20 protein-coding genes and 1 tRNA gene are annotated in these 20,046 nt (G+C 43.0%); 7 read left to right on the plus strand and 14 right to left on the minus strand.

Annotation, left to right across the window (positions count from 1 at the left end; translation table 11 throughout):
• Positions 1 to 59: 59 nt before the first annotated feature.
• Positions 60 to 614 carry a TlpA family protein disulfide reductase gene (locus tag AAFH98_RS01970; RefSeq protein ID WP_342520990.1) on the minus strand — a complete coding sequence of 185 codons (555 nt, stop codon included), beginning with the start codon at positions 612 to 614 and terminating at the stop codon, positions 60 to 62.
• Positions 615 to 872: 258 nt separating this feature from the next.
• Here AAFH98_RS01970 and AAFH98_RS01975 point away from each other — a divergent pair, with 258 nt between their 5' ends.
• The 5 genes from AAFH98_RS01975 (at position 873) to AAFH98_RS01995 (ending at position 10,155) form a co-directional block, all read left to right on the plus strand.
• Entirely contained in the window at positions 873 to 3,911 is a 3,039-nt protein-coding gene (locus AAFH98_RS01975) for a SusC/RagA family TonB-linked outer membrane protein (protein WP_342520991.1), read from the plus strand.
• 20 nt (positions 3,912 to 3,931) lie between these two features.
• Positions 3,932 to 5,305 (plus strand): RagB/SusD family nutrient uptake outer membrane protein, encoded by a 1,374-nt coding sequence (locus tag AAFH98_RS01980; RefSeq protein WP_342520992.1) that lies wholly within the window; start codon positions 3,932 to 3,934, stop codon positions 5,303 to 5,305.
• 118 nt (positions 5,306 to 5,423) lie between these two features.
• Complete coding sequence (gene lhgO, locus AAFH98_RS01985) at positions 5,424 to 6,629, plus strand: L-2-hydroxyglutarate oxidase (protein WP_342520993.1); 1,206 nt, start codon at positions 5,424 to 5,426, stop codon at positions 6,627 to 6,629.
• Positions 6,630 to 6,731: 102 nt separating this feature from the next.
• On the plus strand, positions 6,732 to 9,617 hold the full coding sequence (locus tag AAFH98_RS01990; RefSeq protein WP_342520994.1) for an FAD-binding and (Fe-S)-binding domain-containing protein: 2,886 nt from the start codon (positions 6,732 to 6,734) through the stop codon (positions 9,615 to 9,617).
• Between the two features lie 97 nt (positions 9,618 to 9,714).
• A complete protein-coding gene (locus AAFH98_RS01995; protein WP_342520995.1) occupies positions 9,715 to 10,155 on the plus strand; it encodes a plastocyanin/azurin family copper-binding protein in 441 nt (146 codons plus the stop codon).
• 119 nt (positions 10,156 to 10,274) lie between these two features.
• Here AAFH98_RS01995 and AAFH98_RS02000 read toward each other — a convergent pair whose 3' ends face one another.
• Both AAFH98_RS02000 and recN read right to left on the minus strand, forming a co-directional pair.
• The gene (locus tag AAFH98_RS02000) at positions 10,275 to 10,658 is read right to left on the minus strand and encodes a rhodanese-like domain-containing protein (protein ID WP_342520996.1); all 384 of its coding nucleotides are present in this window, start codon (positions 10,656 to 10,658) and stop codon (positions 10,275 to 10,277) included.
• 155 nt (positions 10,659 to 10,813) lie between these two features.
• Complete coding sequence (gene recN / locus AAFH98_RS02005; protein ID WP_342520997.1) at positions 10,814 to 12,526, minus strand: DNA repair protein RecN; 1,713 nt, start codon at positions 12,524 to 12,526, stop codon at positions 10,814 to 10,816.
• 332 nt (positions 12,527 to 12,858) lie between these two features.
• Here recN and AAFH98_RS02010 point away from each other — a divergent pair, with 332 nt between their 5' ends.
• The gene (locus tag AAFH98_RS02010) at positions 12,859 to 13,875 is read left to right on the plus strand and encodes an RluA family pseudouridine synthase (protein WP_342520998.1); all 1,017 of its coding nucleotides are present in this window, start codon (positions 12,859 to 12,861) and stop codon (positions 13,873 to 13,875) included.
• 103 nt (positions 13,876 to 13,978) lie between these two features.
• On the opposite strand, the gene AAFH98_RS02015 is transcribed toward AAFH98_RS02010, so the two are convergent.
• Complete coding sequence (locus AAFH98_RS02015; protein ID WP_342520999.1) at positions 13,979 to 16,594, minus strand: zinc-dependent metalloprotease; 2,616 nt, start codon at positions 16,592 to 16,594, stop codon at positions 13,979 to 13,981.
• A gap of 172 nt (positions 16,595 to 16,766) precedes the next feature.
• Between AAFH98_RS02015 and AAFH98_RS02020 the strand changes: the two genes are divergently transcribed.
• Positions 16,767 to 16,840, plus strand: a tRNA-Arg gene (locus tag AAFH98_RS02020).
• Positions 16,841 to 17,063: 223 nt separating this feature from the next.
• Here AAFH98_RS02020 and AAFH98_RS02025 read toward each other — a convergent pair.
• From AAFH98_RS02025 to AAFH98_RS02070, 10 genes are all read right to left on the minus strand, one after another.
• A complete protein-coding gene (locus AAFH98_RS02025) occupies positions 17,064 to 17,252 on the minus strand; it encodes a hypothetical protein (protein ID WP_342521000.1) in 189 nt (62 codons plus the stop codon).
• Between the two features lie 29 nt (positions 17,253 to 17,281).
• Entirely contained in the window at positions 17,282 to 17,764 is a 483-nt protein-coding gene (locus AAFH98_RS02030) for a hypothetical protein (protein WP_342521001.1), read from the minus strand.
• Between the two features lie 72 nt (positions 17,765 to 17,836).
• Positions 17,837 to 18,019 (minus strand): hypothetical protein, encoded by a 183-nt coding sequence (locus AAFH98_RS02035; RefSeq protein WP_342521002.1) that lies wholly within the window; start codon positions 18,017 to 18,019, stop codon positions 17,837 to 17,839.
• 288 nt (positions 18,020 to 18,307) lie between these two features.
• Positions 18,308 to 18,472, minus strand: a complete 165-nt coding sequence (locus AAFH98_RS02040) for a hypothetical protein (RefSeq protein WP_342521003.1) — start codon at positions 18,470 to 18,472, stop codon at positions 18,308 to 18,310.
• Between the two features lie 35 nt (positions 18,473 to 18,507).
• Positions 18,508 to 18,645, minus strand: a complete 138-nt coding sequence (locus tag AAFH98_RS02045; RefSeq protein WP_342521004.1) for a hypothetical protein — start codon at positions 18,643 to 18,645, stop codon at positions 18,508 to 18,510.
• Positions 18,646 to 18,759: 114 nt separating this feature from the next.
• Positions 18,760 to 18,921 (minus strand): hypothetical protein, encoded by a 162-nt coding sequence (locus AAFH98_RS02050; RefSeq protein ID WP_342521005.1) that lies wholly within the window; start codon positions 18,919 to 18,921, stop codon positions 18,760 to 18,762.
• Positions 18,908 to 19,090, minus strand: coding sequence for a hypothetical protein (locus tag AAFH98_RS02055; protein WP_342521006.1), 183 nt, complete (start codon positions 19,088 to 19,090; stop codon positions 18,908 to 18,910). The genes AAFH98_RS02050 and AAFH98_RS02055 overlap by 14 nt, the downstream gene beginning before the upstream one ends.
• A complete protein-coding gene (locus AAFH98_RS02060) occupies positions 19,081 to 19,230 on the minus strand; it encodes a hypothetical protein (RefSeq protein ID WP_342521007.1) in 150 nt (49 codons plus the stop codon). Before AAFH98_RS02060 ends, AAFH98_RS02055 begins: the two co-directional genes overlap by 10 nt.
• Positions 19,227 to 19,457 (minus strand): hypothetical protein, encoded by a 231-nt coding sequence (locus tag AAFH98_RS02065; RefSeq protein ID WP_342521008.1) that lies wholly within the window; start codon positions 19,455 to 19,457, stop codon positions 19,227 to 19,229. The genes AAFH98_RS02060 and AAFH98_RS02065 overlap by 4 nt, the downstream gene beginning before the upstream one ends.
• Positions 19,444 to 19,965: an HGGxSTG domain-containing protein gene (locus tag AAFH98_RS02070; protein ID WP_342521009.1), complete on the minus strand. Its 522-nt coding sequence runs from the start codon at positions 19,963 to 19,965 to the stop codon at positions 19,444 to 19,446. Before AAFH98_RS02070 ends, AAFH98_RS02065 begins: the two co-directional genes overlap by 14 nt.
• Between the last annotated feature and the right edge of the window lie 81 nt (positions 19,966 to 20,046).

Below are 20,046 nucleotides of genomic sequence, written 5' to 3' on the forward strand. Positions count from 1 at the left end.
AATACAAGTTTTATGCGTAGTACTCAACAGTATTACTATAAAATAGATTCAAACAAAAACTACATCTTCTTATGTTCCTCAATAATCTTTTTAAGTTTCTCATAATCACCCTGCGGACCTGAGGTTCCCATCGACTTTTCGATAAAATTTCCAGCTGTATCCACATATACCTTATATGGAATGCCTTGAACCCCTAATTTTTGATGTAAGTTATTGGAGTCCATGAGATATTCAAAGGTATAATCGTTGTTTTTAGCAAATTCTTGAGCATCCTCCCTTGTATCTGTAAACCCAGGTGTTACGGCCAGTACTACAAACCTATCGGGATATTCTTCTTGAACCTTTTGCATCGTCGGGAAACTTGCCAGGCAAGGCTTGCACCAGGTCTCCCAGAAATCAATGAGCACCACCTTACCTTCAAAATCAGATATTGACACTTCATTTCCTTCAAGATCAGTAAATGTTGCCTGCTCTACATAATCAGCATCTGTTAGATTTTCTTTAGCTTCCGTTGTGGGATTTTCAGTTTTGTTCGTCTCAGTTTCATTATTCCCACAAGATAACATCGTTACTGCACATAAAATTACAAGGACCCAAGATTTTCTCTTTCTCATAAAAAAGCTTTTCAAATTCATTTTAGTAGATCGTTAACAGAATAACCAAAATAAGCATTCACGACACTTATCTAATAATTTTCTTTACGCTCCGAAATAATTAAACAAAATAGTCCATATAGTTTCTATTTTTAGGATATAACGTTTTAAAATTAACTTTATTCGGTTTTTATTATTTCTGGGTAAAAAAAGTACTACTCTACCTTATTTGAGAGTATATTGTATATGTAAGTCCAATACTAACATCACTTTGCGACTATGACACACATATACAAACACTTACTCATACTGGGCTTTACCTTACTGTTTTCATATGAAGTTTCAGCCCAGTTTACAGTATCCGGTACTATTATAGATGAACGTACTGGAGACGTACTTGTAGGGGCAAATATTTTCCATGCCGAAACAAGTAGAGGCACCACAACTGATGTTGATGGTCAATTTACCATTGAATTACCCGGCAACGAAGCGGTGCTTCGCATTAGCTATGTTGGCTATATTGCTAAAAATGTAGATGTAGATGCAAGCTCTGATAACATAACGGTAGAACTGGCACCTGATGTAGCAAACCTCGAAGAGGTTGTTGTTACCGGGCTTGCCACCACTATCCGGAGAGCTAATCTGGCCAATGCTGTCTCGTCTATCTCTTCGGATGAATTACGAGGCACGACCCAATCCCAAACCCTAAGTTCCGACTTATACGGTAAAATACCGGGCGCTAACATCAGTGCAAACTCAGGCGCTCCCGGTGGTGGAATTTCCATGAAACTGCGTGGCGTAACAACTATCAATGGATCTTCGGAACCACTTTACATTGTAGATGGCATCTACCTGAATAATGATGCTATTCCCAATGGATCAAATGCTGTAACTGCAGCTGCGGCCGGCGGTAGTGCATCTAACCAAGACAACGCGGTAAATCGCATTGCTGATCTTAATCCGGATGAAATCGAAAGCATAGAAGTACTCAAAGGAGCTTCTGCCGCAGCCATTTACGGGCAACGAGCATCCAGCGGGGTGGTTATCATCCAAACAAAACGAGGCAGTGTTGGACAACCTGAGTTTAGCGTTTCTCAATCGGTAGGCTTTAATACGATCATCAAAAAGCTCGGTTCACGCGACTTTACCACCGAAACAGCTGAAGCAGCATTTGGATCGACCGGACTTGCTCTCTTTAATGAGGCTCAAAGTGCAGGACGTTTCTTGGATTACGAGGAGCTCATGTATGGGCAAGAAGGAATGCTGGCTCGCACGCAAATAAGCAGCAGCTTTGGTAACGAATCTACCAGCTTTTACGTGAGCGGAAGTCTACAAGATGATGAAGGTATCATTCCCACTACGGGATATGAAAAACAGTCGATACGAGCGAATGTGGATCACCAGTTTACAGATGACCTTTCGATTAAGGTATCTTCTAATTATATCCACTCTGAATCATTCCGAGGGCTGACCAATAACGACAACACCGGTACCACCTTTGGTGTATCGATGGTTGCCACTCCCAATTTTATCGACTTGCGTCCTGATGAAACGGGCATATATCCGGAACATCCATTTAATTCGGCCAACCAACTGCAAACTCGTGATCTGTTTTCAAACGGTGAATTTGTGAACCGGGTCTTAACATCAGTAGAAGTTGACTACCGGATACTCCAACGAGCAAACCAGACCTTAAACTTCCGGTTTTCCGGTGGAGTGGATCACTTTAGCCAAAACAACAAACTTATATTCCCCAGCGAATTACAGTTTGAACAAGCCAGTGGTGCCCCTGGAACGCTGATTGAAACCAATACCAGTAACCTCAACACAAATACCTCTGCTTTATTCGTGCATACCATTTCTGCTAACGAAGAGCTCACCTTCACATCACAAGCTGGATACACCTCATTCAACAACGACCAAAACCGGGTATCAAATGTTTCGAACGGTGTACTTGGCACTCAAACGAATGTTGATCAGGCCGTATCCGTAAACGTAGATCAAACGAGAATCTTCCAGCGCGACCGCGGGTTCTTTGTCCAAGAGGAGGTCAACTTTGCTGATACGTACATAGCCACCGTTGGATTACGAGGCGATAAATCAGATCGCAACGGGGATGTCAATAAAACCTACCTGTATCCAAAAGCTTCAATAGCATGGAATATCACCAACGAAAACTTCTGGTCGACTGATGCCATTGACAATTTCAAGCTTCGCGTTGCTTATGGACAAACAGGAAACCTTTCTACGTTCGGGGCAAAATTCACTTCTTTGGCTCCCAACAATATTGGGGGATTAGGGGGTGTACTTCTTACTAATACACGCGGTGTTGATGACATCAAACCTGAACGGCAAAAAGAAATCGAAGGAGGCTTTGACATCACCCTTAAAGATGGTGTGGCATCTCTTGAGCTAACGGTCTATCAAAAGAAGATCGAAGATATGCTCCTGCAGCGAGAGCTCGAACCTTCTACCGGGTTTAGCTTCGAAAGTTTTAATGCCGGTGAAATGCGTAACAGGGGAATTGAAGCAAGCCTAAGCCTGCTCCCCGTAAATCGGCGCAACCTCAATTGGAGTGCTAATATCAATTTCTGGAAAAACGTTTCCAAAGTTACTGACCTCCCTGTTCCCGCTTTTGATGTTGGAGGTTTTGGTACTTCGCTCGGCGTATATCGCATCGAGGAGGGACAATCAGCCACCCAAATAGTTGGGCTCGACCCCCAAGTAGAAAATGGAAACCTTGTTACGGATGGAGACGGAAATCCCGTTATCATCCCTAAAAAGCTGGGCGATGGTGAACCCGACTTCCAGATGTCGATGCAAAATGAATTTAAAATCTTCAGAAATGTGGATTTCTCATTCCTGCTTCACTGGAAACAAGGGGGGGATATGGTTAACCTAACCGAGCTGCTGTTTGACCTCAATGGTACCACGCCCGACTATGATGATACCGACCTTACCTTCAAAGACTATCAAAATGAAGCCGCCGGTATTACTGATGACACTCCAAACGGTGTTAAACGACTAAACCTGTTGGGTATTAGCACTGATCAATTTATACAGGATGCTTCATATCTGCGGCTCCGTGAAATTGGCCTATACTACAATGTCCCAAACTCGCTGCTTGAAAATATAGGCGGGGGCCTGCGTGGTATCCGACTGGGAGCATCAGCAACCAACATGTTTACCTTTTCTCCCTATCGAAGCTACGATCCCGAGGCTTCTAATTTTGGAAATCAACCTATTGCCCAAGGTATTGAGGTAGCTCCTTATCCCTCATCCAAGCAATATTATTTCCACTTCAAAATCGACTTTTAACCTTGCAAGGTATCTTAATTATGAAACGATCAAATAAACTACTTTCAAAGATTGTACTACTTAGTACCATTTTGATGGTTTGGGGGATGGGATGCAATGTCGTAGATATTGACGACCGTCCGGACCCCAATAATTCGGAACTGCAAAACATTCTCGATAATCCATCACGATCGGATATTAGCACCCTCGTTTCCGGAACCGAAGCAGGGTTACGTACCGAACTCCGCATCTATCATATCAACGTTGGTATGATAGGACGGGAGATGTACCGCTTCCTTTCTGCCGAACCCCGCAATACCGGTGATTTACTCGGCAAAGGGAATGCACAGCTGGATGCTGGATCATTCTATATAACGCGAACCTGGGCTTCGTTTTATCGCGTTATTCGCAATGCTAATATTACCATCCAAGCTGCAACCACGCTCAACGACAATGGCATATATTCGGACGAAGAACTCAACGGTACGCTGGGGTATGCACGAACCATGAAGGCCTATCAATACCTGATGGCACTAACACAAACTAACGAAAATGGTATCCGGCAACAGTTAGAAGAGGATATCTTTAACACCGGCGATTTGCTTAGCACGGCAAATTCGTATCAGCTTATTGCTGACTTACTGGACGAAGCCGCCACAAATCTCACCAATGCTGGCTCAACCTTCCCATTCAATCTTTCCAGTGGATTTGACGGGTTAAATACTCCGGAAACCTTCCGGCAATTCAACCGCGCCCTGCGTGCTCGTGTTGAAGTATATCGCTCACAGCCCGACTGGAATGCCGTGCTCACTAACTACTTGCCTGAATCGTTTATTGATGAAACGGCAGATTTAGAATTTGGAGCCTATCACGTATTCTCAACGGCTACCAACGATCTGCTCAACCCGGTTTTTGCAGATCCACAAGCAGGCTCTGGCGACAGTTGGGTAGCCCACAACTCCTGGGTTGAAGATGCCGAAGCTGGTGATCTGCGTATCGACCAAAAAGTACAGCTTAGAGATGAACCAGCTTCACTTGATGGGCTTACCAGCGATTACGGATTATTTGTATATCAATCCCAAACCGCTCCCATGCCTATCCTTCGTAATGCAGAACTCCTGCTTATTCGAGCTGAAGCTCTTGCACAACGCAATAATATTGGCGACCTCGATGCGGCGGAAGATGATCTCAATGTCATTCGCAATGCAGCCGGACTTGCTGACTTTAACCGGGGCACTGGAGGCCAGGCTGAAGTTATCGACGAGATGCTTAACCAACGTCGATATGAACTATTCTTCGAAGGGCACCGCTGGGTTGATATGCGTCGGTATGATCGACTGGATGAACTCCCCATCGACCGCCCCGAAGATAATGTGTGGAGCTCATTCCCTATTCCCGAGAATGAAAATTTATAAACACAGAAGTTTTACAAGTAAAAAGGCCCCGGACCAATCGGGGCCTTTTTTATTTATCTCCATCCTTCGTTTTTGTATTTTAGGCGACTAATTTTAGGGATGAACAAACTTTTAGCTCATGTCAACATACGATTTCATCATTGTGGGGGCCGGTATCGTTGGGCTTTCTACTGCTTTTAAACTCTCTGAATCCTACCCTGACTTAGACATTCTGGTACTCGAAAAGGAAAATGAAGTAGCCGCCCATCAGACCGGAAATAACTCCGGTGTTATTCACTCCGGCATCTATTACAAACCCAACAGCTACCGGGCTAAAAATTGTGTCGACGGACGGCATCAATTGGTGGACTTTTGCGAACAGCATAAGGTCGATTACGAAATCTGTGGAAAAGTCATTGTCGCTACCGAAGAAGAAGATATTCCGAGGCTGGATACTATTTTTGAAACAGGACAGATCAATGAAATCGAAGGCATTAAAAAAATTGATCCCCAGGAAGTTGTTGAAATTGAGCCCTATGTAACAAATAGCGTAAAAGGTATTCACGTGCCGTGCTCAGGCATTGTTGATTATGTGGGCGTCTGTAAAAAGCTGCGTCAACTTATCGAACAAAAGGGAAATCGCGTGGCATGCGGACAGGAGGTCACAAATATCAACCAAGAGAACAGCGCCCTTTCTGTTAAAACAACAACGGACTCTTTTTCCGGTCAACATTTAATTAATTGTGCAGGACTGTATAGTGATCACGTTGCTAAATCTGCAGGCGTTCATCCTAACATCCAAATTGTCCCTTTCCGCGGTGAGTATTATGAGCTCAAGCCAGAAGTCCAACACTTTGTTAACGGATTAATTTATCCCATGCCCAATCCAGCTTTCCCATTCCTGGGCGTTCATTTTACCAAAATGGTTCGAGGAGCTGTGGAATGTGGCCCCAATGCCGTTTTTGCTTTCAAACGCGAAGGCTACGATAAGCTCTCTTTTGATATGGAAGAAACCATCGAAACACTCAACTTTCCAGGCTTTTATAATTTAGCTCGCAAATATTGGAAAATGGGACTGGATGAGTGGTATCGATCCTTTTCAAAACGGGCATTTGTCAAAGGACTTCAAAAGTTAATTCCCTCTATCCGACCTAAACACTTAAAACCTTCGCCATCGGGCGTTCGAGCCATGGCCCTAAAACCGAATGGTGAAATTCTGGACGACTTCCAGTTTGAAGTCACTCAGAATGAAATCCACGTACTCAATGCTCCGAGTCCTGCTGCAACGGCCGGATTAGCCATCGGCGACGAAATTCTGAAACGTGCTGAAAAAGCATTTATGTAGGTAAAAGCATACTAATTATCTAAATCCTGAGGGTTGTGGAACCCTTCCCGATTTGTATTCTAACCTTGCAAAGGCATTTAAATATTGGTATATCTCCTCCCTATGGATATACCAACACTCGAGACTACTACAGAAATTCATACCGATGAACAGACGCGCCGTCTTTACGCTACGGATGCTTCCAGTTATGAGGAGTTACCGGCTGGCGTAGCATTTCCAAAATCCGCCCAGGAAATTGCCCAAATAGTAAAAAAAGCACGGCAAATGGGTCAACCTATCACGGCCCGAGGAGCAGGCACAAGCCTCGCAGGACAAACAACCGGCGGTGGTATCATCATGGATGTGGGACGTAATATGAACCGTGTTGTTGAGATCAATCCGGACCAACAGTTTGCGCACGTACAACCGGGTGTAATCCGAGATACTCTAAATCGCGAGTTGGATCAATACAATTTACTATTTGGACCCGATACAGCCACAACTAACCGCTGCATGATTGGCGGTATGATTGGTAATAACTCCTGCGGAATTTTTTCCATCAAATACAAAACGACCCGCGAGCATGTGCTCGAAATTGATGCCGTACTGAGTGATGGGTCGCATGCTACCTTTAAGCCACTTTCAGAAACGGAACTGGCAGCCAAAATGGAACTCGATACGCTTGAAGGACACATCTATCGAGAAATAATTGCGCTCGTTCGTGAGCATCGCAACGAAATTTTAGAAAACTATCCCCATCCCGAAATTATTCGTCGCAACACCGGCTATGCCCTCGATCGTCTTTGCGAGATGCAACCTTTCAATCCCGATGGACGAAAGTTTAATATGGCCGAATTGCTTTGTGGAAGCGAAGGGACACTGGCCATGACGTCTTCGGCGAAGCTAAATATTCTGCCCAAAGATCCCGAATCCGTCATTCTTGCCCCACATTTTCCAACCATCAGGAAAGCACTTGAAGCCACCGTCGAAATTGTGGAAGAAGATCCCGCCGCCGTTGAGTTGGTTGACGACATTATCCTAAATGCAACCAAAGGCAATATCGAACAGCGCGAAAATCGTTTCTTTTTAGATGGCGATCCCAAGGCGATTCTCATCGTGCAGCTCGATGGTAATGATATCGGTGAGCTGCAACAAAAAGCCAAACGCCTTTCGCAAAAGTTACAAAAAGCAGGACTTAGTGAATCTACCCCCATTATCACTGATGAAGATAAAAAGCAGCGAGTATGGAATCTGCGCAAAGCAGGCTTGGGATTACTCATGGGACTCGGCTCTGAAGGACGTACCCCTACTTTTGCTGAAGATACGGCGGTTCGCGTTCCTGACTTGCCCGATTATATAGATGATTTTCAAAAGATTTTAGACAAACATAAAACCAACTGCGTGTTTTATGCGCATGCGTCGGTCGGTGAACTGCACCTGCGTCCAGTGATTAACCTGCAAAAGCCGGATGAGATTGAAAAAATGAAAACTATGGCTGGTGAAATTGCGGATCTAATACGCAATTATCGCGGTTCACTATCGGGTGAACACGGTGATGGTCGAGCACGTGCTCCCTATATCGAGAAAGTACTGGGTACAGAGATGATGCCGCTGCTGAAAAAGGTAAAACAGATCTGGGATCCCGAAAATATTTTCAATCCCGGTAAAATTACCGATCCCAAGCCTATGGAGCAGGATCTCCGCTATTCCCCCCGCTATCAGCGTCCCGATGTAGACACGCATTTTAATTGGCGTAAAGAAGACAGTTTTGCCGATGCTGTGGAACTTTGCAATGGCGCGGGAGTCTGCCGAAAGCTTGCTGACAGTGGGGGCACGATGTGTCCCAGTTATATGGTTACCAAAGAAGAAAAAGATTCTACACGTGGACGAGCAAACCTATTCCGTCAACTTTTTTCAGGTAAGCAGCAAGAGGCGTTTAAATCTGAAGAACTTAATGATGCCCTGGATCTTTGCCTGAGCTGCAAAGCGTGTAAAAGCGAATGTCCCGCCAATGTAGATATGGCTAAGATGAAAGCTGAATTTATGCAGGGATGGCACGAAGAACATGGGATTTCGCTTGGGGAACGCTTTTTCGCGCAAGCAGCAACGTTATATCCGTTGGCTTCGCTGTTTCCCACACTTTCAAATTGGATCATGGAACAGCCTGTTACCAAAGAATTGCTACAACAGTTTTTGGGGATTGACAAGCGCCGGAATCTGCCGACGTTTGCTGACCAAACGTTTATGAACTGGTGGAATAACCACAACAACTCATCGGATCGCAAAACCAGCAATCAGATGAGAGTCGTTCTTCTTATCGATATTTTTACCAACTACCACGAACCGAAAATCGGAAAATCGGCAGTGCGGTTTTTGGAATCGCAGGGATACGAGGTCATTACCCCTGATTTTCATGAAGTGGGGCGCCCACAAATTTCCAAGGGAATGCTCGATCATGCTAAAGAAATTTTGGATCAGAACCTGCCCAAGCTGGCTACTTTTGCCGAACAGGATATCCCCATTGTGGGGCTGGAACCTTCTGAAATTCTGACGTTACGCGATGAATACCTCGATTTATGTGACGAAGACCAAGTTCACTCAGCACAAATAGTGGGTAAAAACAGCTATATGTTTGAGGAATTTGTCACTCAAATACTGGCGGAGGCTCCTTTATCCCCCAAAAAACAGCAGGTTTATGTACACGGACATTGTCACGCCAAATCGCTCGTGGGCAATAAACCTGTTGCTACTGTCTTGCAAAATGCGGGATACCAGGTAAAAGTACTGGACACCGGATGCTGTGGGATGGCAGGCAGTTTTGGATATGAAGCTGACCATTACGAGGTATCAATGAAAATTGGCGGGCAGCGATTATTCCCTGCTTTGCAAGAGCTGACAGATGAGGCGATTATTTGTGCCCCAGGCTTTTCGTGCCGACATCAAATAAATGATGGCGTGGGCAAAAAAGCATATCATCCCGCTGAATTGCTTGCTCATTCACTGGGATAATTCTATCTCCAAATTGTCAGGCAACCCTTTCTGTGGAATTGCTGTATAGGTAAGAAACGATCGTTAGCAATCTAACCTATAATTATGGGGATATATTATGCTTATCAACAGCCATCGAAATAAACTAATGACCATTGTGGTATCGCTATTTTTAGTGTTTGCGGGATGCGATTCGTCGAGTACGGATTCAGATTCCGACGGTAACAATAATAATGGCGACCAAAACCAATCAGCAAGCTTTGAAAGTGGCACTATTGGTCCCGGCGAAACGTTTAGTTACACTTTTGAAGAAGAGGAAACCGTTGATTATTACTGTACGATCCATGCCCCGGATATGACGGGAGAAATTGTTGTAACAGCTGATGCTGAAGCCGTGGAGCGAGATACTGTTTCTATGGAAAATGACCAGTTTAACCCGTCGAGCCTTGAGGTTGCCCCTAATACCGAAGTGGTGTGGGTAAATAACCAAGAGCATAATCATGATATTAAAACCGGCACCCCTTCATCTAATGATGATGGAGGAGATCCTGACTATTAATAAAAACCGCTATTAAGATCTTATTCTATACACAGCTCACCTGATCTTCATCTACAGCTCTATTAATTTCGGCTAACCATTTGCCTTAGGGGATGGATGCTCTTGCATTCATCCCTACTTTATATCGTTTCTTTTTGGATAGGATACCCCGCTTCGGTCCACGAACGAAATCCACCAGCCAGCGATTTCACGTTTCGATATCCCATTTTCTGAAGATTATCTGCTGCCAGTGCAGAACGATATCCACCACCACAATAGAGTATCAACTCTTGGTCTATATCGGGATATTCTTCCTCGACATCTCGTTCTATCACACCCTTCCCAAGATACTCAGCACCGGCGATACGAGCTTTCTCCCATTCATCCTGCTCGCGGACATCCAACAGTACAAAACTGTCATTGGACTTTTGTTTCTCCCTGACTTCTTCGGGAGAAATTTCATCAATACGTGTTTTAGCGTCATCAACAAGCGTTACAAAACGGTCGGAATGATGTTTAGCCATAACAATAAATATTGGGGCCACAGATCTGCACAGATAATTGCAGATCAATGTTGAGCTTTACATTCATAGAATTAGTTCTAACCTGTGTGAATCTGTAGCCTATGATATATTAAGATTCCGAAACTCCAAATAATCAACGAGTTTAGAATGACACGTTAATTCTTAAAGGTGTTTTTATTTATTAATTCCTGTGCACTTTCGAGTGCGGCTTCTGTGATATTTTCACCGCTCATCAACGTAGCCACTTCGGTTATGTGCTCGTTATCATTCAATGGAATAATCTGGGATACCGTTCGTCCGTCTTGTTCTAACTTCTGTACTTTATAATGCTTGTGCGCCTGACTGGCTATCTGTGGCTGATGAGTGATAGCAATAATTTGGCAACGCTTGGAAAGTCGTCGCATGGTACGGCCCACTTTTTCGGATATCTCCCCACTAATACCCGTATCAATTTCGTCAAAAATCATCACTGGCAGACTTTGCTCACGGGCTATAATCGATTTCAGGGCTAACATCACACGACTAACTTCTCCACCGGATGCAATTTTAGCCAAAGGCTTGGGCTCCTCCCCTTTATTTGTAGAAATATACAACCGAATCTCATCGCAGCCATGTTCAGTGCATTCTACCGGCTGACCACCAACCGTTATCCAGCCCTGCGACTCCGATACTGTCATCCAATCAACCCGGACCTCGAAATCAGCGTGCGGGATACCCAACTTGTTTAGTTCATCTTCGATCTGACCCGATAATTGTTCTCCAACTTTCTTGCGAACATTATGGAGTTCTCTTGCTTTTTTCGCAAGCACATCAGCCTGATCATCAATCTGTTTTTGAAGCTTTTCAATCTCGAGATCAAAATTTTCAGCTAAGCTTAACTCCTTTTTAATCTCCTGGAGATACTCAATCAATTCAGGAATACTGCGGTGATATTTTTTCTGAAGGCTATTTAACTGATTCTGACGTTTTCGAAGTTTCTCTAACCGATTGGCATTAAACTCGATTTTGCTACGATATCGCTCTGCAAATTGTACCGTTTCCCGAATGCTAATCCGCGCCGAGGAAATCTCATCGAGATAGCTTTTAAACTCGGGCTCGATGCGAGCAATGTCTTCCAGGTGTAACTTTATCTGATTCAGCAACGACATCACATTAACCTCATCGCGATCACCCATCTCCACAATAGCTCCCGCTTTCTGGTCAAGCTCCTCTGCATTATCAAGCAAGTTAATCTCCTCCTCGAGCTTTTCTTCCTCATCAGGATCAAGCTCAGCATCTTCAAGCTCTTCAACCTGAAATTGGTATAACTCTACCTTTTCCTGAAGCTCACGTTCGCGCTTTTTAAGACTCCGTAACTCTTTGCGAAGCTCTACCATCTGCTGATATGATTCTCTATACGCTTCCAAAGCAGGTTTTACGTCTGCAAAACCATCAATAACCCCACGGTGATTTTCTTCTTTAAGCAACATCTGATGATCGTGCTGGCCGTGCAGATCTACAAGATAATTTCCCACCTCTCTCAATACCGAAATTGTTACCGGCGTATCGTTAATAAATCCCCGGCTACCCGACGAGCGAATTTCGCGCCGTAAAATTAGTTCGGGACCTACCTCTACAGCATTTTCTTCTAATAACTGATTGATCTCTTCATTTTTACCAATGGCAATAATTGCTTCGGCAATTGCTTTATCGGCACCTTGACGGATCACTTCGGTATCAGCGCGCTCTCCTAAAATCATATTTAACGCTCCAATGATAATAGACTTACCAGCACCAGTCTGTCCGGTTAGGATGTTAAGCCCACTCTGAAATGAAACATCCAGCTCATCAATCAATGCAAAATCTTTTATATAAAGAGATTGTATCATAGCCATCAAGGTTTAATTAGATGCTAAAAGTACAAAAAATTCGACACTGATTAACGTTAATTAACCCATTTTCACTAAAATATTACTTGCAAAAATATAATTCCTACAACGTTATATTTTAATAACCTGAATTATCGATATCTTGTACCAATCCAAAAATAAAAAAGGCCCCCGCTTTTTTACGGGAGCCTAATTGGGTTGAGCCCTCAAGGTAGTCCATCTTAATGAACAGTCGTTAGTAAGACCCTTAAGAGAGGCAATCCTTACAAAATAATTTCAAAAATTTTGTAGTTTCTTGAACAAGCAATCCAAATCCCTATTGAAACAACCTAATGGCTAATAACAACAGTAAAGAATTCCAGGAATACCATCTTCAGGTTCCCGAAAATGAATATTCGGATATCCGTTTGGATAAGTATCTTGCATCAAAAATTGATGATACTTCCCGCACCAAAATTCAGGAAGCCATTAAAAAAGGATATATTACCGTAAATGGGGAGCAAGAAAAGTCATCTTATCCTGTTGAGGTCGGAGATTCTATTGAAGTACGTATTCCCAATCCTGCTCCACCAGAAATCACGCCCGAAGAAATTCCTTTAAACATTGAATATGAGGATGATGATCTGCTGGTGGTCAACAAAAGTGGCAACATGGTTGTACACCCTGCCAAGGGAAATTGGAGCGGCACCCTTGTTAACGCCTTAATGTGGCACACCGAAGAACTTTCGGAACCTGAAGAAGATACCGTAAGACCAGGAATCGTCCACCGGCTGGATAAAGATACCAGTGGATTACTTGTAGTGGCCAAAAATGATGAAAGCCATCGCATACTAAGTGAATATTTCCGTACAAAGGATATCGAACGTACCTATTGGGCTATTGTCTGGGGAACGCCTGATGATAAAGAAGGAACTATTACCGGGGCTATCGGGCGCGATCCACATAACAGAAAGCGGATGGCTGTTGTACCGGAGGACAAGGGAAAAAATGCGACCACCCATTATAAAGTGCTGGAATATTTTGATCATCTGACGCTCCTGGAACTTAAGCTGGAAACTGGCCGAACTCACCAAATTCGTGTCCATCTGGCCGATAATAATCTGTGGGTTTTTGGGGATAAAAAGTATGGCGGCGATTCGGTTCGTTACGGTCCCAATACCGGTAGTCGCAAACAGATGTTTAACAATCTCTTCGCCTCGCTTCAACGTCAATGCCTGCATGCCAAAACACTGGGCTTTGAGCATCCAACCTCGGGCGAAATGGTAGAATTTGATTCAGAGCTGCCGGGTGATTTTGAACAGGTGTTGGGGATGCTTCGGCAGAATTGCCAGCCGGAACATATCTATTAGCACGAAAAAGATTCCGTGCATAAAAAATCCCGATGCTAAACACCGGGATTATATCGTATAATAAAGGATGCTATCACTTTATGTGACAGCATCCAGAATACAATTAGCTTTCAATTTCTAAGCCAGCTTCAAGCGCCGCTTCGATACGGGCTTTTGACTCTTCCAAATGAGCATGCGTATACTCATCGAAATCATAAGTCGGTGGTGCTAAACGAGCTTCCAACCAGCTATGCAATGTCTTTAATTGCTGACGGGCTATAGATCGTGCATCAGCAGGAGCTTCATCAGGAGCATCTGTTACGAGCATTTCCATTTTATTAAGATAAGCTCGCTGCAAATCACGTCGATTACTCGCGATATTGCTTCCGGGAGAAGTTTGTGCCTCTGACCATATTGACTCAGTTAAAGCAGTCATCAACTCTGGAATCGTCACCGTTTGGTCAGCCCCAAACTTCACCTCAGTATCTCGTATTCGAGATAGTCGAACCGGATCCAAAAGCTGCTCCAGCAAGGCATCTTGGATACCGAGCATCGTACCATGTAATGGATAATCAACGCGACCGCCGTAGGTGGTACTATTTCCCCAGTGACTCCATCGGTCAGCGCCCATTTTTTGGAAAATATCTTGAGGTAAGACTACAGCATTTTCCACAAAAGCAAAATCCACGATCATATTAAGCGCTTCTTTTTGCTCTTTATAATCTACTGGCTCAAAAGGCATACGTCCGTCGGGATCACCTACGTGATCTCGATACTGGTGCTGACCACCAATATACTTTATGGCCGGTGCAAGCACGCGAGCATACTGATAAAGATAACTCTGAAATAAATCTGTGGCTTCAAAATAAGGTGCATTATCCTCAAGTTTAATATCAGCAATTTGAGGGATAAGCCCACTCAGCAGATCAGCTCGCTCTTTTCCCCAAGCCAATGGATTGGACCCAAGGTCATACACATTTACATGCGGATCGACCGCCCCGGCACCACGAGCGTCTTCGTCAGTCCCATAAGCATGTCCTGGCTGTGCAGCTTGACGGGCAATCTCCTCAGCCTTTTCATCATCAGTTGTATATCCATAAGAAATTACCCAACGATCGTATGAGCCAACACCAGGATTGTAATAGTAAGCGTCTTCAGATTTATTTTCGGGATGGAGATTTATCGACGGATATTCCATAGCCGAACTAAACACGCCATTTTCTTCGCCCCACTCCTTATCATACAGTTTATCAAGCGGGGTATCTATAGAAGAACGAAAATTGTGGCGCAAACCAAGCGTATGCCCAACTTCGTGCATGGTCACCCATTTAAGCGCTTGGTTCACAAACTCCTCTGGCACGGGGTCATCAGCTTTAAGCTGGCCGTTAGCCATCAGGACACTTTGTGCAAGATCAAACTGGGCATTCATCTCATTATAAAAGGATTCCGTTTTCACCCCTTTACTCATAAGTGCCAACTCCTTATCACTCACGTTAAAGATTTCATCGATGGCCGTTCGCGGCTCAACTAAATTACGATAGGTCTGCTTATCTCCCAATAACATACTGGCTTCAAAAAGAATATCAGCATCCATAATTTCTCCTGTGCGCGGATCTACTACTGATGGTCCAATAGCTCCATAACCCGGCTGATCAGAGGTACTCCAACGCAAGGTAGGATATCGGATATCTTCGGCCATAGCATCTTCGGGCAACATTTCAGCTTGTACAGCATCCTTAAAACCGGCGGCCTCAAAGGCTTTAGACCATGCTTCCACTCCATCCATCATCGCACCACGATACTTTTCCGGAACGGTATGATCGATATAATAGGTAATAGGCTTTTTAGGTGTACACAACTCCCCATCAGCAACTTCGTCTTCACACTCCAATCGCCATCGATTAACATAGCGCTTGTAAAAGTTATCAGATTCTTTAGAAAAATCTTTATGCACCGTCATAAAATATCCCGTGCGATCATCAGCCATCCGTGGTTTCATCGGCTCTTCTGGCAACTTCACCATGGTATAAAATAATGACAAAGGAATATATCGGCCATCCGCTACCGTTCGCGGAGCATCTCCACTTGCATTATTAAACGTAAGTTTAGCTTGGATATTTACATTTTCAGGAAATGCCTGCACCTTTTCTAAATGTGATCGACTTTTATCAAACGTAACACGTCCAGGTTGTCCATTGCTTCCCACAGCATAGCTTAATCGCTGAGAAATATTCGAAAGCTCTCCCACAAACCAATCATGTACGTTAATCAGCATTTGAGAACTATCCGCATTAAAGGCTTCTACTTCGGCTGTTTCAAGGACTGAAGTCCCATACGCGAGATTAAGTGCATTTTCCAACGACTCATTTCCACCGGCATTATAGCGATGCGGATGCTGAACCAGCATGACTTTACCCTCATTTTTTTCCATGGATACTACAAGCCCTTCAAAGATTGAAAGCATGCTCCCCCCATAAAGTCCGGCTGCCCCAATACCGCGAGCAAGTTCAAAATTCATCAAAAACTGCTCATTCAACTGATCCTCAGACACTGACAAATAAAGGCTTCCATCTTTTTGATAAAGATCAAAATAACCTTCATGCTTTTCGGCATCCTTAGTTAGCTCTTCAAATTTATTTTCCTGCTGTGTATCATCGGTTTGTTTGTCTACCGTTTGCTCTGTCGTAGAACAGGCTGTAAACATAACCCCAACACACAACATCAATAATATCTTTTTCATAGTATGTATTCTTTGTTGATGGATTTTAGATATAATTTATAAAGTAAACAGAAATGGCTTACGATATGATCTGAATTTTGTTTTAAAATGTTAAGACTTATCATAAAATTCTTATACCAAAAAGAGTTGAAATGAAATAAATATAGGCGTATCTTTGGCCTCTTATTGAACTGCGCCTGTAGCTCAACTGGATAGAGCACCTGATTACGGATCAGGAGGTTAGGGGTTCGAATCCTCTCAGGCGTACTCTCTGATAAGCCCTTGACTCGCAAAGAGTTACGGGCTTTTTCTTTTGATAAAAACCCTATCTTTTTAAGGCTTTTATTAACTCTGGTATCAGAATGGTATCAGAAAATGAGCCGTAACCCCTGTAATATTTCCCTCTGAAATAGCTGGAATTTTGTGCGTAAAATAAAAAAGCCCTCACATTTTACTGTGAGAGCCTGAACAAAAGTAGGGCTATGATCAGTTAATCTTCGTTTCCGGGGGTTGTGTTTTCCCAATGCCGTTCTCTTAATTCACTAACTAAAGTGTCGGCCTCCTCGAAAGCCCATGCTAAACCGGGTGAACACTCATGATGTTTTAGTATCCCATGAACACAAAGTCCTAAGACTTCCATTTTTCGCCTCAACTCTTCGTCAAGGTCCAATCTATCCATTTCTTTTACCTGTTCTTGTGATATCATAATCATTGCCCTCCCTGGAGTTCTTTTATTTCATTTCGATATATCTGGATACGATCGTAAAGATCAAAATTAAGCCATTTCTGAAGCTGTTTTTTGTCAGAGTTTAAACCATCATACGCATATTTGTAATCTTCAGGATCTATCTTATAGCCGTTTTTAAATTGGCTTAGCATGTTTATCGCATTATTGCATGAATAGATATGATCCAGTAGCCAACAAATAGCATCATCATTCATAAAGCTCATAGCATCTTTCAAAGGATAACCTTTGTTTTCTAATTCTGATCGGCTTAAAATAACGGCTATCCTAAGTTTGCTGAAAACAGATGTAGAAAAGAGTTGATCATCCTTTTTCAATACTGGAGCAACCTCTTCAATTAAGTAATTATCAAAGTCGCTTTCGGGATAGGCTTCTGCCAGTTGCTTTAGCTCGGTTATGAAGTTGTTGAGTGCTTTCTGTAGGTCGGTTTTTTTTGTAGATTTCATAATAGTGATCTCATTTGTTTGGGATTATAGGAGCCTCGGACGTTCCCGCAAAGAATTAGTCCGGGGCTTTCTTTATGCTGCAAAGTCTCGATCGAATAATGGATTGATCATTTGGTCCATGCAGATTTTTTCAAGCTCTTCAAATCTCTCTTCGGAAATTAGATCCCGGCGTTGATTCAGAAAATTTAGCTTTTCCGCTGCGCTTCGATTTCCATTTTTGATGATTTCGTCAAGTAAATTCTTTGTATTATTCATGATGTATCGGTCTTAATTGATGTTCATTTTTTACCACTTTTTCAGCGGCGTTCAGTTCAACTATAGGGCAAAAAATCGGCCTTCACAAATTATAAGGGCAATTTTTACAAAAAAACGGCTAAAATTATTGCATGCTTAAATCGTTGTTTTGGCGGGTGTTTTCCATTTAAGAATACAATGACAAATCACAAAATGTGAATCCCTTTTGGGTGCAAAATAAAAAAGGCTTCCAGCCGTAAAGCCGAAAGCCTGGTATCTTTGCACAATAAGCGCGCCGGGGTTATTTATTTAGTCGTACTGTGGTTCGGTATATTGGGGATCTTTAACTACTCGGGTGGCTTTGGCTGTTTCTCCATCACTACCATAGTAATACAAGTAGCCATCGTTTTGGAGTTTTATTTCTACTGTCTTTGTTCCGTCCGGGCTTTCCAGTGTTATGCTTGACTGTGCCATAGTCTTCGAGTTTGTAATTTAAGAGATTTGAGGTCTTATGATTTATCAATCATTAATCGCTTACCACCATCCGGACCAAATACTAAGTATCCATCGTTATCTAATCTTAAAGTGATTTGCGTTCCATCTGGTGATTCAAGAATAATTTCACTTACTGTGATTGATTGAGCCATAATATTTGACTGATTTAGTTATTGCCTTTAATCGGCTTTTAAATTTTAGTTCTAAGCGGTTAAAATTTTGTTTGACATGCTATGCCATTGGGTTGTATCGCTGTTATTGAAATTTTACTGGTCCCGGCCGTTATCTGGTAACATGATGACAACATTCGTTGCATCTTTTGGAGGCTTCGGTTTACCGGGTGCTTCCAAGTCATAAATCACAAGATTATCTGGTTGCTCATTTAGTTTCTGCTTTTTCCGTTGCTCAATTAGTTTATCCAGTCGCATGATCAGCCTCGTTTGTTTCAACCCATTCAATCGCCATCACATCGGATAGTCCTATTTCTTTTAACTCCTCACGCTGAACTTTAACTGGTTTAAGCCAAAAGGTAGGAGGGATATTAGGGCTTTTATTTCTGTTGATACGCATCTGGTTAAGTAGTTTATCTAATCGCATGGTTTTTCCTCCTCATCTTTGTCTTCGTTGTAAAAAGGATCATCATAGTTAGGGTCATTGATAATCTTATAAAATCCATTCAGCGTTCTTGGAATCGGCTTTTTAGGTTGTCGGTCTTTTATAAGTTGATCGATTCTCATAGTATTAAATCTCTGTTTGCATTAGCAGCCCTTCGGCATATTTTATTGAGTTCTGTCTTTTCGCTTGGAGTCATTGGCCTGTTTGCTTCTGGATCCCTCTCATGTTGGATACCAACTTCCGTTAGCTCAATGATCCTTTCCAGCTCTTCATTTGTCAAAACATCAAAGTTTAATTTATCAGCATCCCATCGTTTCCCGGGATCTTCGATTAAATCAGTTAGTCGCATGGTCTGAAATTTGATATCTTTGCATTTCGTCTAATAGTTGATAGGCTTCATCTTCATCCATACGGTTGATCAATAGATCCTCAATAAAGGATAAAAACAGACTCACATCTTCGGCCGGGATAAGGCGTTGCTCTTCGATTTTTAAGGCAACGGCGCGCTGCTTTGCTTTGACAAGTCTATCAATAACCTTAGATAAACCTTCAATCTCTTCCAGCTCTCCAGTTCCATTTTTTAAGGCCTTGGATTCAATGATTAATGCCTGGAGTAACCTCAATTCATTATCTGCATTAAGAAGCTCCTCACTCGGAAGCTCTTGCAGCTGATCCAGAACATCTTTTAAAGACTTGGAGGCATAACGGCTGTATATTCCACTTTTCCACGTTTTAGAATCCTTTCCCTTTAAAGATTTTCCCCCGTGCATTCTGCAACGGCCGTTATCCATTGCATAGTTACGGCATTTGCTTCCATCTCTACATTTCGCGCCGCATCGCTGTTTATCATCTGCCATAGTTCTATAGGGTGTTTAAACGTTGTTATGATTGCATGGGGTGTTAGCAGCTGGTTCCCTTGGAACCAACTACCATTCCCG

It is taken from the genome of Fodinibius sp. Rm-B-1B1-1 (assembly GCF_038594945.1).
Lineage (GTDB): Bacteria > Bacteroidota > Rhodothermia > Balneolales > Balneolaceae > Fodinibius > Fodinibius alkaliphilus.

What these genes read in the sequence shown, in the direction of transcription:
- AAFH98_RS01970 (WP_342520990.1), bottom strand. Translation starts at nt 614, where the DNA reads ATGAGAAAGAGAAAATCTTGGGTCCTTGTAATTTTATGTGCAGTAACG.
- AAFH98_RS01975 (WP_342520991.1), top strand. Translation starts at nt 873, where the DNA reads ATGACACACATATACAAACACTTACTCATACTGGGCTTTACCTTACTG.
- AAFH98_RS01980 (WP_342520992.1), top strand. Translation starts at nt 3,932, where the DNA reads ATGAAACGATCAAATAAACTACTTTCAAAGATTGTACTACTTAGTACC.
- lhgO (WP_342520993.1), top strand. Translation starts at nt 5,424, where the DNA reads ATGTCAACATACGATTTCATCATTGTGGGGGCCGGTATCGTTGGGCTT.
- AAFH98_RS01990 (WP_342520994.1), top strand. Translation starts at nt 6,732, where the DNA reads ATGGATATACCAACACTCGAGACTACTACAGAAATTCATACCGATGAA.
- AAFH98_RS01995 (WP_342520995.1), top strand. Translation starts at nt 9,715, where the DNA reads ATGCTTATCAACAGCCATCGAAATAAACTAATGACCATTGTGGTATCG.
- AAFH98_RS02000 (WP_342520996.1), bottom strand. Translation starts at nt 10,658, where the DNA reads ATGGCTAAACATCATTCCGACCGTTTTGTAACGCTTGTTGATGACGCT.
- recN (WP_342520997.1), bottom strand. Translation starts at nt 12,526, where the DNA reads ATGATACAATCTCTTTATATAAAAGATTTTGCATTGATTGATGAGCTG.
- AAFH98_RS02010 (WP_342520998.1), top strand. Translation starts at nt 12,859, where the DNA reads ATGGCTAATAACAACAGTAAAGAATTCCAGGAATACCATCTTCAGGTT.
- AAFH98_RS02015 (WP_342520999.1), bottom strand. Translation starts at nt 16,594, where the DNA reads ATGAAAAAGATATTATTGATGTTGTGTGTTGGGGTTATGTTTACAGCC.
- AAFH98_RS02025 (WP_342521000.1), bottom strand. Translation starts at nt 17,252, where the DNA reads ATGGATAGATTGGACCTTGACGAAGAGTTGAGGCGAAAAATGGAAGTC.
- AAFH98_RS02030 (WP_342521001.1), bottom strand. Translation starts at nt 17,764, where the DNA reads ATGAAATCTACAAAAAAAACCGACCTACAGAAAGCACTCAACAACTTC.
- AAFH98_RS02035 (WP_342521002.1), bottom strand. Translation starts at nt 18,019, where the DNA reads ATGAATAATACAAAGAATTTACTTGACGAAATCATCAAAAATGGAAAT.
- AAFH98_RS02040 (WP_342521003.1), bottom strand. Translation starts at nt 18,472, where the DNA reads ATGGCACAGTCAAGCATAACACTGGAAAGCCCGGACGGAACAAAGACA.
- AAFH98_RS02045 (WP_342521004.1), bottom strand. Translation starts at nt 18,645, where the DNA reads ATGGCTCAATCAATCACAGTAAGTGAAATTATTCTTGAATCACCAGAT.
- AAFH98_RS02050 (WP_342521005.1), bottom strand. Translation starts at nt 18,921, where the DNA reads ATGCGACTGGATAAACTAATTGAGCAACGGAAAAAGCAGAAACTAAAT.
- AAFH98_RS02055 (WP_342521006.1), bottom strand. Translation starts at nt 19,090, where the DNA reads ATGCGATTAGATAAACTACTTAACCAGATGCGTATCAACAGAAATAAA.
- AAFH98_RS02060 (WP_342521007.1), bottom strand. Translation starts at nt 19,230, where the DNA reads ATGAGAATCGATCAACTTATAAAAGACCGACAACCTAAAAAGCCGATT.
- AAFH98_RS02065 (WP_342521008.1), bottom strand. Translation starts at nt 19,457, where the DNA reads ATGCGACTAACTGATTTAATCGAAGATCCCGGGAAACGATGGGATGCT.
- AAFH98_RS02070 (WP_342521009.1), bottom strand. Translation starts at nt 19,965, where the DNA reads ATGGCAGATGATAAACAGCGATGCGGCGCGAAATGTAGAGATGGAAGC.